Source organism: Streptomyces sp. BE303 (assembly GCF_036290945.1).
GTDB lineage: Bacteria > Actinomycetota > Actinomycetes > Streptomycetales > Streptomycetaceae > Kitasatospora.
Genome location: NZ_JAQYWZ010000859.1, coordinates 89,013 through 102,388 on the forward strand (window position 1 = coordinate 89,013; position 13,376 = coordinate 102,388).

Here is a 13,376-nt window from a genome sequence, read left to right on the forward strand (position 1 = left end):
CGTTCGGACCGTCCGGGCGGCCGGGCCGGCGAGGACGGCCGGGCCCGACGCGGACGTCCCGGCGCTGCTGCGGACGGAGGTCCTGCTCCGGCACGCAGCCGTACGGCTCCTCCCGGACGTCCTGCCGGCGGGGCCCGGGGAACCGGGCGCATCCGGTGACCGGCCCGGGGAGTTGGGCCGGGCCGAACGGCCGGCCGGGTCGGGCGGGGATCCTCGTCGGCCACCGGCAGGGTGCCGTGCCGGTCGAGGAGGCCCGGCGGCAGGCCAAGGTGGCGCGGCGCTCGGCGTTCCGACGTCGAGCGCCGGTGGCGTGGTGGTCCGCGAGGGCGGGCCGGCCCGGGTCCTGCTGTCGGCCGCCGACCGGGACCGGGTCCGCCACGCGGCCGGGCCTGACCGTCCGACACCGGATGATCTGCTTTACGGACCTGATGCTCTACCGACAGACTGCCCGGAGCGTGATCCCGCCCCGTCCCCCGGGTACGACCCGAACCACGAGAAACGGACCCACCGCATGCCCGACCTCCTGGAGCTGAGCCGACTCTGGCTCAGGCAGTACCACCCGGCCCCCGGGGCCGGCCTCACCCTGGTCGCGTTCCCGCACGCCGGCGGTTCCGCAAGCTACTTCCAGCCGCTGTCCGCCGCACTCTCCCCGGACGTCGAGGTGCTGTCCCTGCAGTACCCCGGCCGGCAGGACCGCAGGTCCGAACCGTGCCTCGACAGCATCGGCGGACTCGTCGAGGGCATCTGCGAGGTACTGAGCCCCCGGACCGAGCGCCCGGTGGTGTTCTTCGGGCACAGCATGGGCGCCGTCCTCGCGTACGAGACGGCCCGGCGCCTGGAGAAGGAGTCCTCCGTCCGGCTGCTGGGCCTGGTCGCCTCGGGCCGCCGCTCCCCGACGACCGCGCGCGAGGAGACCGTGCACCTGCGCGACGACGCGGGCATCCTCGCCGAGATCCAGCGGCTGAACGGCACCGACTCCGCGCTGCTCCAGGACGAGGACATCCAGCGGATGATCCTGCCGAGCCTGCGGGCCGACTACACGGCCGTCGAGACCTACGCCCACCAGGCCGGACCGGCGCTGCGCTGCCCGGTCACCGTGTTCACCGGGGACGCCGACCCCCAGGTGACCCGGGCGGAGGCGGAGCGCTGGTCCGAGCTCACCGACGGGGGGTTCCGGCTCCGGAGCTTCCCCGGGGGCCACTTCTACCTGGCCACCCGGCCGGGCGCGGTGACCGGGGCCCTGACCGAGGAGATCGCCGCCTTCCGCACCCCCGGCTCCCGGGCCGCCGCGGCCGGGCCGGGCGACGTGGGCCCGGGCGCCGGCTGAGGCCGGCCGGGCCGCGCACGTCTCGCCGAGGTCCTCCCGCTCCCCGTCCGTCGGACGACGGGGAGCGGGAGGACCTCGGTCACCGACTGCTGCGGGGTGCCGAACCGGGTGTTCTGCGCGCGGACCGCCGCCGTCTCCGGGCCGCCCTCGGCGGTCCGGTCCCGCGACCGGTGGCCCTCGAAGACGCGCTGCACCGGGACCCGGCCCAGGGAGGAGGGCGGCTCCCGGCCGGGCGGGACGGCCACCTCGTCGACGGCCAGGTGGTCCTCGACCCTGACCGCGTCCCAGGCGTGCACGACCCGGCCGTCGCCGGCGCGGAACCCGACGTGGCCCCGGTTGCGGTGCTCCCCGGGCGCCCCGCGGACCCGGCCCCCGCCGCCGGTCGTCCTCAGCCGGCCGTGTCGAGCAGGAGCCCCGCGGCCACCGCCGCCCCGTCGGTGCGGAAGGCGCCGGCGACGGCGGTCGCCCGCTCGCGGGTCTCCGGGGCCAGCGCGATCGCCAGCGCGGCGGACAGCGAGGCGGCGGTCGGGGTCGGGCCGTCGTGGGTGGCGCCGATGCCCAGGCCGGTCACCCGGCTCGCGAAGTACGGCTGGTCCGCCCCCTGGGGCACCACGACCTGGGGCGCGCCGGACCAGGTGGCCGTCGTCGTGGTGCCCGCGCCGCCGTGGTGCACGACGGCGGCCGACCGGCGGAACAGCGCCTGGTGGTTGACCTCGCCCACGACGAAGCAGTCGTCCCGGTCGTCGACCAGGGCCAGGTCGGCCCAGCCACGGGAGAGGACGGCCCGGCGGCCCTGCGCACGGACCGCCTCGACGCACGCCCGGGCGACGCCCGCCGGGTCGGGCAGGGGGATGCTGCCGAAGCCCACGTAGACCGGCGGAGCCCCGGCGTCCAGGAACGCCGCCAGGTCGGCGGGCAGCGGGCGCAGGTCCGGCAGGACCCACGCGCCGGTCTGCACCACGTCGAGGTCCGCCGGCTGCTCCCAGGGCGCCAGCACCGGGTCCGTGGCCAGCCAGGGCCGGTCGGTGAAGACGTGGTCACGGACGTCGTCCACCGGCGGCAGGCCGACCGAGACCCGGTGGGAGTTGATCGCTGCGCCGAACACCTCCTGCGCGTCCCGGGCGTCCCGGTCCCACAGCACCCGGTTGTCGGTCACGTCCGGCGGGAGCGGCCGGCCCGGCCGGGGGATCGGCGGGTGGTGCGGCGAGGGCAGGCTCACCGGCTGGTAACTCGCGTACACATAGCGGATGCCCAGCTTCTCGGCCACCGACTTCACCCCGGCGCGGCCGGGACGAGGCCGGTCGCCACCAGGACGTCGCACCCCCCGGCCGCCGCCGCGGTGACGTTCGCGTGGAACGCGGCGACCATCTCGGCGGCGCGCCGGGGCACGCCGCCCGGCGAGGGCGGCGTCCGGCCCGTCACCAGCTCCCGCACCGACCGGCCGGTCGGCACCAGCTCGACGCCGACCCCGGCCAGCCGCTTCGCGAACTCCTCGTCCGGCGGTGCGCACACCGTGACCTCCGCACCGAACTCCCGCAGGCGCACCGCGAGGGCCACCAGCGGCTCGACGCCCCCGCGTGAATCGTAGGCAGACAACAGCGCGCGCATTTCCGTCTCCGGTTCTCGCAGGTCCGGAGTCGCAGTTCCGGCTTCGATCGGAGATTGTGGGCCACTGCGGGGGCCTTGCCGCAAGCCCCCTGATGGGCTGTACGTTGAGAGTGGCAAGGAGCGGATTTCTCCCCTTGCCTCTTTCTTCGCCCGAATTCGGCGTTCCCCCGATTCCGCCTGGTTCCGCCGTTCCGCCGAGTTCCGCCGCGGACGGTGGAACTCCCCTGGCGTGGAGGAGAACCACGGTCGCGGCGCGGTGGTGCGCCCCCGGGGCGGGGCCCGGCGTGAACGCGCAGCCGAGCGCTGATTTGTCTGCCCCGGCGCTGCCTAGTACGCCCTACTGCGCCCCCTGTACGGGGCCGGACTCTCCGTGCTGACATGTACAGACAACTCGCCGGCCGGGTCCGCACGTGGGGGTGCGTCACCGGGAGCCGGCGGTTGGACGGAAGGAAACACCCGTGTCCGTACGCCTCATGGCCATCGGCGGCGTCGCCGCGATCCTGCTCGCCACCCCGTTGGCCGGCACCGCCGGCGCCTCCGGTTGGACGACGCCTCCGCCGGACAAGATCGTCATCGACGTGGCCACCGTCAACGGCTCCGGCTGCCCGGCCGGCACGGCCGCGGTCGCCATCTCCCCGGACAACACCGCCTTCACCGTGACGTACAGCCAGTACGTGGCGCAGGTCGGCGTGGGCTCCAAGCCCACCGACTTCCGGAAGAACTGTCAGCTCAACCTCAACGTCCACGTTCCCCAGGGCTTCACCTACGCGATCGCCGCCGCCGACTACCGGGGCTTCGCCCATCTGGAGAAGGGGGCGACCGCCATCCAGAAGGCCAGTTACTACTTCCAGGGCTCGCCCGACACCGCCGCGCTCAGCCACCGCTTCAGCGGAGAGCTCGACGACAGCTGGCAGGCGACCGACAACGTCGCCATCGCCGCCCTGGTCTGGGCGCCCTGCGGAGAGCTCCGCAACTTCAACATCAACACCGAGATCCGGGTCCAAGGAGGCACCTCGGACACGAGCAGGACCACCAGCTTCATGACCATGGACTCCACGGACGGCAACGTCAACACGGTCTACCACCTCGCCTGGAAGCGCTGCCCCTGACCGGTCCGCCCACCACCCGGTGGGCGGGGGCGAGGTCGGCCCGTGGTGCCGGGGCCGACCTCGCCGGGGCGTCAACCGGCTGGCAGGATCGGGGACATGGGGGCAGGGAGGGAACCGGTGCGGGGCTTCGCGGTCGGCCACGGGTACGCGTGGTTCCAGGGACCGGCGGCATCCGACAGCACCCCGCACCGGCACGCCGCCTTCCAGATCGCCGTCGCCGTCCACGGCGAGGTCGCCATGGTCGACGCGGACGGCGTCCGCCACCGTGCCGAGGCGCTGCTCGTCCCGCCGATGGTGCGGCACCGCCTGCTCGCGGTGCCGCACCTGCGGACGTTCTTCGTCGACCCGCACTGCGCCTTCGCCGACCGGCTGCGCGACCGCTGCGGTGCCGGCGTCACCGAGGCGTCCGAGCTGCGCGACCTCCGCGAGGCGGACCTGCGACCGGCCGGCGGGCGGCCGTCGAGCCGGCTCGACCCCCGGCTGTCGGCGGCGCTGGACCTGCTGGCGGACCGGAGCCTGCCGATGCCGGACCTCGCCGCCCGGGTCGGACTCTCACCCCAGCGCCTGCGGGCCCTGGCCCGGCTGCAGTTGGGCCTGCCGCTCGCCCGCTGGCGCATCTGGCGGAGGCTGGCCCGCGCGGCCGAGGCCATGCGGGAGGGGCAGTCGCTCGCCGACGCCGCGATCACGGGCGGCTTCGCCGACCAGGCGCACCTCAGCCGGCAGATGCGCGAGATGATCGGCTTCACCCCCTCCGCCGTCCTGCTCGCGCTGCGGCCGTCAGCCCCGCCGGGCGACGAGGACGGAGATCGAACCGTTGACCGTCGAGACCACCTCGGCCTCGCGGACGTCCCGGAAGCCGGCCTCCGAGATCAGCCCGGGCAGGACGCCGTCGGCGTTGGGCTGGGTGTCCTCCTTCCCGTCCGCCAGCTGCACGATCCGGAAGGCGAGGCGCATCAGCGGCGTCCGCTGGAGCCCGAAGTCGGCGATCACCAGCCTCCCGCCGGGCCGCAGCGCCTCGGACATCGACGCGAGGACGGACCGCTTCACCGCGAGGGGGCACTGGTGGAGCACCAGGCCGGAGACGACGGTGTCCGCCGAGCCGGGATCGAGGACGTCCGCCAGCGCGTCACCCATGCCCACCCGCCACTCGACGTCCGCACCGGCGGCCTTCGCCTTGCGCCGGGCCAGCGCCAGCACCTCGCGATCGGGGTCGACGGCGACCACCCTCGCCCGCGGCTCGACCCGCTTGAGCAGCAGGGCCAGTGAGCCGGTGCCGGTGCCCACGTCGACGATCACGTCACCGGGCCGCGGTGCGGCGTGCATGGCCAGCAGCCCGCGCCACAGCCGCTCCCGGGTCAGGGCGATCAGGGGGTCGTAGAAGCGGACCGGGGCGAACCGGCCCGTGGCGGGGGTGAAGGCCCGGCCGGTCACCTCCCCGGTCGCCCGTCCGGTCGTCGGGTCGGCGGCGTGGCCGGCCGAGGGTTCGTCGGTCGTTCGGCGGGTCGTGTGCTCGGTCATGCGAGCAGTCTCGGAGCGGCGACGCCCGCGGTCTTGAACGAACCGCTCACGGTCCGACCGGGCCTGCCGGAGCCCGGCGGGGCCGTCGAGGAGGGTGGTGCCGGCGGTGTCGGTGGTACGTGCGAGGCTTTGCCCCGTGGCCGGACGGTGGCCCGGCAGCGGCCGGGCCGACACCGCACGGCGGCCCGGAACGGGCAGGACGAGGGGGCAGGACGAGGGGGCGGGATGACGACGGATCTGCTGGTGGACGAGGCCTGGCGCCGCGCGACGCCGCCGGCGCGGCTGCGCGAGCTGGCCGCCGACCCCGCGCTCGCGCGGATCGTGGCGTCCCGGATCGGCCTGCCCGCCGACCTGGCGGAGGAACTCGCCGTGCGGGCCGAGGCGGGCGGTGACGTGCCGCGGTGGACACCCGTCGCCCGCGCGCTGGCCGCGCAGCCGGCCACCGCTCCCGCACGGCTGGCCCGGCTTTCCGCCCACCCCGACGAAGGCGTGCGGCGGGCCGCCGCCGTGCACCGTGCCACGCCCCGGCGGGCGGTGAAGGCGCTCGCCGCCGACCCCGCGGTCGCCGTGCGCCGCGCACTCGCCGCGCGCGAGAAGCTGCCCCGCTCGGTGGCCGCCGTCCTGGTCGCCGATCCCTGCGCCGACGTCCGGCTGACCGTCGCCCGCCGGGTCGGTGCGCGGCCCGAGGAACTCGACGCGCTGGTCGGCGACCCGGACCCGCGCGTGCGCCGCGTCCTGACGGCCCTCGGACGCAGCAGCGCCGCCGACCTCGCCGACCCGGACCCGAGGGTGCGCCGCACGGCCGTCGAACGCCGCGGGCACCGCGACCTGGCACCGGTGCTGGACACCCTCGCGGGCGACCCGGACCCGGCCGTCCGCGCGCTGGTCGCCACCCGGTGGCGCAACCACGACCCCGTCTCGCTCGCCCGGCTCGCCGAGGACCCCGACCCGCGGGTGCGGGCCGCGACGGCGGACAACTGGTACACCCCGGTCGCGCAGCTGACCGCGCTCGCGGCCGATCCCGACCGCAGGGTGCTGGCGGAGCTCTCCGACAACCGCCTCGCCCCGCCCGCCGCCCTCACCCGCCTCGCCGACACGCTGGCGGGGCTCGCCGACGACGACACCGCCGCGGGCCGGGAGCCCGACCCCGAGGAGCGGGAGGAGCGCCGCCGCCTCGTCCACGCCGTCCTCGGCCACCCGGCGACCCCGCCCGAGACGCTGCGCCGCCTGCACGCGCTGGAGCTGAACCCGTACTTCCACGAGGGGAACGCGATGTCCCAGCCGAACTGGCCGGCCGATCTCCTCATCGGCTTCGGGCTCGACTACAGCGGGCGGAACGTCGAGGGCGAGGCCGAACGAGCGAGCTTCGACCGGATCGAGCGGGCGGTCGGGACGCAACCGCCGGAGCAGGTCCTCGCCGCGATGGTCGGGAGCCCGGTCTACTACCTGAGCCGGGCGGTCGCCAACCGGCACGTCCCGCCCGAGGCGCTGGCGGAGTACGCCCGCGCGGCCGCCCTGTCGCCCGAGGGCCACGACCTGGACGACCTCGCGAGGAACCCGGCCGCCCCGCGCGACGTCCTGCTCGGCTGGGCCGCCGAGAACCGGTACTGCTCGACCATGATGGAGAACCCCGAGCTTCCGGTGCCCGTGCTCGCCGCGATCGCCGGGTGTTCGGACGACGACCACGCCGCCGAGGCCCGCGACCTGCTGGAGGTCCGGACCCTGCGCGCGGCCGCACGAGGGGAGACGGGGAACCCGTGCTGACCACCTCCGACTGGCGGGCCCGGTTCGACCGCCTGTCCGACGCCGGCGCGTACGCCGAGCGCATCGGCCGGCACACCCAGATCGCCGACCACCTCGACGACCCCGACTACGGCTGGTACGTCCACCACGGCGACCTGGTCGTGCCGGAGGACCTCGACCACGACGTCGCGCTGATCGTCGACGGCGACCTCGTGGTGCACGGGTTCGTGGACGACTACGTCTCCCGCATCGGCCTGCTGGTCGTCCTCGGCGACCTCGTCGTGCGCGACCTCGTCTCCTGGGGCTCGGTGTACGTCGGGGGAGACCTGCGGGCCGAGGGCATGGTCTGCGGCCACTACAACGACTTCGTCTTCGAGGTGGCGGGCGCCGTCCACGGGCGGGCGCTGGTGCTGAGCGACAAGTCCTCCTCCTACGGCACGGGTGAGCTGGAGGCCGAGATCGACTCCTACGACCCGACCCGGGAACAGCTCAGGGCCGCGCGGGAGATCCTCGTCCCGCAGCTGTACGACGGGGGCGCGAAACGGGCCCGGGAGGGCCGGCCGCCCAAGCTGGGGCGGCCGAGCTACCGGCGGATCTGCCGTCGGCTGCACGCCGGCAAGCCGCTGTTCCGCACCGCGGACTGACGGACGCCGCGCGGCGCCGGCGCGCGGCCGACTGCTGCGGCGACGTCACGGGCGTGTTGCCCCCGATGGCGTTACCCGTGCGGCACTTGATCGCCTCCGGCCCACGTGTGAGTGTGGGTCGGACGCCCGGCGATCGGTCCCCGGGTCGTGACAGTCGAACCGCGCCGCTCCGTGCCGAGCCCGTCGCGGAAACGGAGGAACCGGTGCCGCTGCCCTCGCAGCCCCTTCGCAAGCTGGGGTTCCTGACCATCGGGCTGTTCGACCCCGCCGACCCCGGCCGGGGTCACGAGTCGACGCTCCAGCTCATGGAGCTCGGCGAGCAGCTGGGATTCGACAGCGCCTGGGTGCGCCACCGGCACCTCCAGTACGGGATATCCTCGCCCGTCGCCGTGCTGGCGGCGGCCTCGCAGCGCACCCGGCGCATCCAGCTGGGCACCGCGGTCATCCCGCTGGGGTGGGAGAACCCGCTGCGGCTGGCCGAGGACCTCGCGACCACCGACATCCTGTCCGGCGGCCGGCTCAACCCCGGCATCAGTGTCGGACGGCCCGGCCACTTCGACCAGGTCGCCCCCGCGTTGTACCCGGACACCGCCGAGGCCGAGGAGTTCGGCTACGAGCGGGTACGGCGGCTGCTGGACTTCGTCAAGGGCGAGCCGGCCACCGACTTCAGCGGCGTCGAGGGCATCGAGGTGTTCTCGGACCGGGTCCAGCCGGTCGCGCCCGGCCTGGCGAGCCGCATCTGGTACGGAGGCGGGAGCCTGCGCTCGGCCCGGTGGGCGGGGGAGCAGGGGCTGAGCCTGCTGACCAGCAACGTGGTGCGGGCGGAGGAGGCGGAGGACTTCGCCGAGATCCAGCGTTCGCAGATCGAGGCCTTCCGCGCCCACCACCCCGAGGGCGCGCGCGCCCGGGTCTCCCAGGGACTCGTGGTCATCCCCACCGACGGCGCCTCGGCCGAACAGCGCGCCAAGTACCGGGAGTACGCCCTGAACCGGCTCCCGCGCACCACCTCCCCGCAGGGTCCGGCACGCGTGATGTTCGCGCCGGACCTGGTCGGGACGTCCGAGGAGATCGCCGAACAGCTCTACGCGCACGCCGCGTTCCGGGAGGTCGACGAGGCCGTCTTCGCGCTGCCGTTCACCTTCGGCCACGAGGACTACGTGCAGATCCTCACCGACATCGCGACCCGGCTCGCCCCCCTGCTGGGGTGGAAGCCGACCGTCTGACCCGACGCGGCGAGCGGCGTGGCCGACCGCGCCGACCTCTGGGCTTGTTCGCCACCGCGCGGCGTCGGGACCTCCCGGTGCGACCCGGCGCGGGGTGCCGGCCGCGGCGGCAATGACGGTGTCCCCGCGCGCCCCGTACCCGGTCTCGACGCCGGTCTCCACACCGTCCGACGGCCCCTGGGCGTGGCCGAGTCGGGCGCGCCCGTCCTCGACCGTCCCGGCATCGCGCCGCCCGCCGCCCGCCGTCTGCCGATCGACTGCGGCGTGACCGCAGGCGCGCCCCGGGTCGGAACGGCCCGTACCGGACCGGGATTTCCGCCGCGAGGGTGCGCGGCGGCGTCGTGCCGCCCGCGCCGGTGCCGGGGCGCCGCCCCACCTCCCGCCGGTACGCCGCGGGGGACCTGCCGGACCGGATCGGCCTGCGGCCGTCGAACGGTCGGCCGGCGGTGCCGTTCCGGCGTCCGTTCCGGCGTCCTTTACGTGACGCAGGAGGTCCCTGAAGGATCATCAACTACCGATCTTCGGATGATAGTTAGTCGCCAGATCGGGATATTCACTCGTGAGCATGAATGCCGAATCGGGCCCTTGTGCCGGTCGGCCGTATGCGTAACGGTTGTGGTCGAAGGAAGCCTCGCCGCGTCGACCGCACGGTGGGGTGCGTGATCCCTCCCGGGGCTGCTCCGTGCACGCGTGCGGCGGATGTCCCGGTGCCAACCCTGCCGGCCTTTTCAGGAATGCGGGAGACAACCGATGCCGTCCGATGTCGCTGCGCCCGCCGAGAACCCCGCCCCGGGGTCCGGCCCCGCCACCGTCGCGCTCGTGGGGGCCGAATTCGGATGGGGCAGCTCGGGGAAGCTCAGCGCCGTGCTCTCCGCGCTGCGGCGCCGTCCGACGACGCCGCTGCGCTTCGTGGGCCTGGCCTCCGGGCTGGGCCGGCCGCTGCTCGCCGAGCACACGGTGGACGGCTGGTACGACCTGCCGGCCGATCCGGAGCGGCTGGCCGCGGCGGTCCGGGAGATCGTCCGCTCGCAGGGTGTGCGGGCCGCCGTGGTCGTCCTGGACGGCGCGGCCGCGAAGGCGCTGCTGGCGGCCGGCGTGCCGACGGTGTTCGTCGACAGCCTGCCCTTCCTCTGGTCCGAGGGCGACCGGGACGCCCTGCCGCTGGACACGACGGTGTACTGCGCGCAGCGGAGCGTCGAGCTGCCGTCCGAGTGCCTGGACGTCCTCGCCGGCGCCCGAGCCCTGCGCTGGGTCGAGGCGGTCATCGCCGCGCCGAGTGCCTTGGGGTCCGCGCATGCCGCCGGGGGGCCCGCGGGCGGGCGGAGTACCGGCGGCCCGTACCGCAGGGCGCTGATCAGCCTGGGCGGGCTGCGGGCCCCGCGACTCGGCGATCCGGGCAACTACCCGCGCCTGGTCGTGCCGGCCGTCCTGGAAGCCCTCGCCGCCCACGGCGTCGAGGAGGTGCACATCGCCGGGAACCTGCCCGCCGACCTGGCGGGCCGGCTGGTCGACGCGTCGATCGCCCCGCCGCGGACGACCACCGGCCCGCTCGGCCACGGGGCGTTCCTGGAGCGCCTGGCCGCGAGCGACGTCCTGCTCACCTCGCCGGGCCTGACCACCCTGCTGGAGGCCGGCGGCCTGAACGTCCCCACGATCTGCCTGCCGCCGCAGAACCTCAGCCAGATCTTCAACGGCCGCTACCACAGCCAGGCGCTCGACGCCCGGCTCCGGGTGCCCTGGCCCAAGGACGTGCTCGCCGAGGACGAGGCGCTGGCGCTGCGTTCCGAGGGGGAGGACCACGCCCTGGAGCTGATCTACGGCGCGATCGAGGCGGCGGCCCGGGGCGACGACCACCGAGCCGTCGGGCGCGTCCTGCGGGACGGTGTCCTGGAGGCGCTGCGCCGGTCCGCGGAGGTCGAGGACTGGGGCGCGCTCACGACCGCGGTCGGCACCGGAGGCGCGGCCCAGGTGGCCGACGCCCTGCTCGAAGTCCTGGACGCGGCGCACCCGTCCACCTGACCCGGCGGCCGGGTCCGGCCGTCCCCGCCCCTGCTCCGTCCGCCCTCGACCCCGCCCCGCCTCCGTCCCGTGAACCGCCTGGAAGGTCCCGCCCCGTGCGTGCACGTGATCGCTACCTCTTCATCAGGATCCTCGAAGCCTGCAACGCCGACTGCTTCATGTGCGAGTTCGCCCTCTCCCGCGACACGTTCCGGTTCTCCCGCGAGGACTTCGACGACCTGCTGCCCAAGGCCCGGGACGCCGGCGTCGGGTACGTCCGGTTCACCGGCGGGGAGCCGCTGATGCACCCGGACGTGGTGGAGCTGGTGCGCTCGGGGACGGCCGCCGGGATGAGGATGTCCCTGATCACCAACGGCTCGCTGCTGCCCCGGCAGGCCGCCCGGCTGGCCGAGGCCGGCCTGGCCCAGGTGATCGTCAGCCTGGACGGCTCCTCCGGTGCCACCCACGACGTCTACCGGCGGTCCCCCGGCATGTTCGACAGCGGGCTGCAGGGCCTGCGCGACGCCGCCGCGCTCGGCGTCCTGCCCAGGGTCAACACCGTGGTCGGGCCGCACAACTACACCGAGATGCCGCAGCTGCAACAGGTCCTGACCGAGGCGGGGGTGCAGCAGTGGGAGCTGTCCGCCCTCAAGCTCGACCGCACCGTCACCTACCCCGACGCCGACCACGTCCGCACCGTCTGTGATCCGCTCTACGAGGCGGACCCGGACGCCGTCCTGGTCCCGATGGGCAAGCGCTTCTACGGCGACACCCCGGAGGAGCAGGAGCGGTACTTCACCCGGTCCGTCACCCCGCGCGCCGCCGAGCCGCTGTGCCACGTCGCCGACGACGTCATCTACGTCGACGGCAAGTACGGGCGGATGTACGCGTGCAGCTGCATCCCGCACCGGGACGGTGACGACGGGCCCGGCGGCGCACCGCTGCGGGAGCAGGGGGTGATCCGGCTGGACACCCCGGTCTTCCGGTCCCACGCCGACTACTTCCGCGAGCGCGGCCCCGAGGTGTGCAGCGGGTGTTCCACCACGGCCGCCGGCTACAGCGACGACGTGGCCCGGCTCGGGACGGTGGGACCGTGGCACTACTGACCTCCGGTCCGGAGACCGCCCCGCCGGCTGCGGAGACCTCGTCGGTGGAGACTTCGCAGGCTGCGGAGGTCCGGTCGGCCCCGCACGCTCCGGACGGCCGTGCCCCGTGCGGCCCCGGGGTGCTGCTGAGGGCCCGGGAGGGCCAGTTGGACTCGACGCTCGCCCTGCGCCGGGTGGCGGCCCACCTCGGGGACCTCCACCGGGTGGACGGGCCGGACCCCGACCCGCCACCCGTCGTGGCACTGGTCTGCGACGACCTGGCGGCCACCGAGCGGCTGCTGGCCCTGGGCGTTCCGGTGGTGCACCTGGCGTCGGGCCATCCGGGGCCGTCCGCCGCCGACGCGCCGCCGGAACGCGCGCTCGGCCGGACCCACCGGCCCGGGTGGCTGCCGCGGTCCGGGCCCGCCGCCGGGGCCGCCCGCCCGACCGGGGTCCTCGCGCCGCACCGCACCGGCCGCAGCCGGACGCGCTCGGGCACCCTCCTGCTGCTGTCCCTCTGGGGCGTGCCGGACGCCGACGCGGAGGCCTTCGCCACCGGACCGCTGCCGCAGCTCGCCGACGCCGCGCTGCGGCGCACCGGAAGCTGCACCGTGGTCGCCGACACCGGGCTCGACCTCCTGCGGTCCGCCCTGGAGGGCCGCGCGGAACGCCCGGGTCTCCGGGTGGACCGGGCCTCCGAGGTCGACCCGGACGCGCTGCACGCCGGGGCCGCCGTGTTCCTCGCCTCGCCGGTGCTCGGGGTGCTGGCCCTCGCCCAGGCGCGCCGGGCTCCCCTGACCCTGCTGCCACCGCTCGGGCCCGCCCAGCGGGACCTGGCCGCCCGGGTCGCCGCGGTCCTGCCCCTGCCGACGGCGGAGGACCCCGACGACCCCGGCCTGTGGGAGCCGTCCGAGGCGACCGCGGCGGGGCCCTGGCACCTGCTCGATCCGGCCCTGGACGACCTGCGCGGCGCACAGCGCGTCGCCCGCACCGTCCGCCAGCTCGCGCTCGCCCCACCGTGAGCGCCCCCGCGCGGTGAACCCGCCGCCCCCGAGCGCGCCCCGCGGTGAGCTCGCCGCAGCGGTCCGTCCCGTCACCTCGTCAGCCCGCCGGTCCGGCCA

At 75.6% G+C, this 13,376-nt stretch carries 9 protein-coding genes and 2 pseudogenes; 9 read left to right on the forward strand and 2 right to left on the reverse strand.

The features are described 5' to 3' along the window. Positions 1-511: 511 nt before the first annotated feature. Positions 512-1,327, forward strand: coding sequence for a thioesterase II family protein (locus PUR56_RS30485; RefSeq protein WP_329951339.1), 816 nt, complete (start codon positions 512-514; stop codon positions 1,325-1,327). Positions 1,328-1,715: 388 nt separating this feature from the next. On the opposite strand, the pseudogene PUR56_RS30490 reads toward PUR56_RS30485, so the two are convergent. After that, positions 1,716-2,935: pseudogene (locus PUR56_RS30490) on the reverse strand (glycosyltransferase). 473 nt (positions 2,936-3,408) lie between these two features. Between PUR56_RS30490 and PUR56_RS30495 the strand changes: the two are divergent. Both PUR56_RS30495 and PUR56_RS43650 read left to right on the forward strand, forming a co-directional pair. Further along, the gene (locus PUR56_RS30495) at positions 3,409-4,044 is read left to right on the forward strand and encodes a DUF4360 domain-containing protein (protein WP_329951367.1); all 636 of its coding nucleotides are present in this window, start codon (positions 3,409-3,411) and stop codon (positions 4,042-4,044) included. 522 nt (positions 4,045-4,566) lie between these two features. Then, a pseudogene (locus tag PUR56_RS43650) lies at positions 4,567-4,791 on the forward strand (helix-turn-helix domain-containing protein); the annotation flags it as partial. 30 nt (positions 4,792-4,821) lie between these two features. Here the strand turns inward: PUR56_RS43650 and PUR56_RS30500 are convergent. Then, positions 4,822-5,562: a class I SAM-dependent methyltransferase gene (locus PUR56_RS30500; protein WP_329951340.1), complete on the reverse strand. Its 741-nt coding sequence runs from the start codon at positions 5,560-5,562 to the stop codon at positions 4,822-4,824. Positions 5,563-5,787: 225 nt separating this feature from the next. On the opposite strand from PUR56_RS30500, the gene PUR56_RS30505 reads away from it, so the two are divergent. From PUR56_RS30505 to blsF, 6 genes are all read left to right on the forward strand, one after another. Next, positions 5,788-7,326, forward strand: a complete 1,539-nt coding sequence (locus PUR56_RS30505) for a hypothetical protein (RefSeq protein ID WP_329951341.1) — start codon at positions 5,788-5,790, stop codon at positions 7,324-7,326. Further along, positions 7,320-7,949: a hypothetical protein gene (locus PUR56_RS30510; RefSeq protein ID WP_329951342.1), complete on the forward strand. Its 630-nt coding sequence runs from the start codon at positions 7,320-7,322 to the stop codon at positions 7,947-7,949. Before PUR56_RS30505 ends, PUR56_RS30510 begins: the two co-directional genes overlap by 7 nt. A 203-nt stretch (positions 7,950-8,152) precedes the next feature. Beyond that, positions 8,153-9,172 carry an LLM class flavin-dependent oxidoreductase gene (locus PUR56_RS30515; RefSeq protein WP_329951343.1) on the forward strand — a complete coding sequence of 340 codons (1,020 nt, stop codon included), beginning with the start codon at positions 8,153-8,155 and terminating at the stop codon, positions 9,170-9,172. Positions 9,173-9,922: 750 nt separating this feature from the next. Then, positions 9,923-11,191 (forward strand): hydroxymethylcytosylglucuronate/cytosylglucuronate synthase, encoded by a 1,269-nt coding sequence (locus tag PUR56_RS30520; protein WP_329951344.1) that lies wholly within the window; start codon positions 9,923-9,925, stop codon positions 11,189-11,191. 95 nt (positions 11,192-11,286) lie between these two features. After that, a complete protein-coding gene (gene blsE, locus PUR56_RS30525) occupies positions 11,287-12,276 on the forward strand; it encodes a cytosylglucuronate decarboxylase (protein ID WP_329951345.1) in 990 nt (329 codons plus the stop codon). After that, positions 12,264-13,277: a CGA synthase-related protein gene (gene blsF, locus PUR56_RS30530; RefSeq protein ID WP_329951346.1), complete on the forward strand. Its 1,014-nt coding sequence runs from the start codon at positions 12,264-12,266 to the stop codon at positions 13,275-13,277. Before blsE ends, blsF begins: the two co-directional genes overlap by 13 nt. Positions 13,278-13,376: the final 99 nt, after the last annotated feature.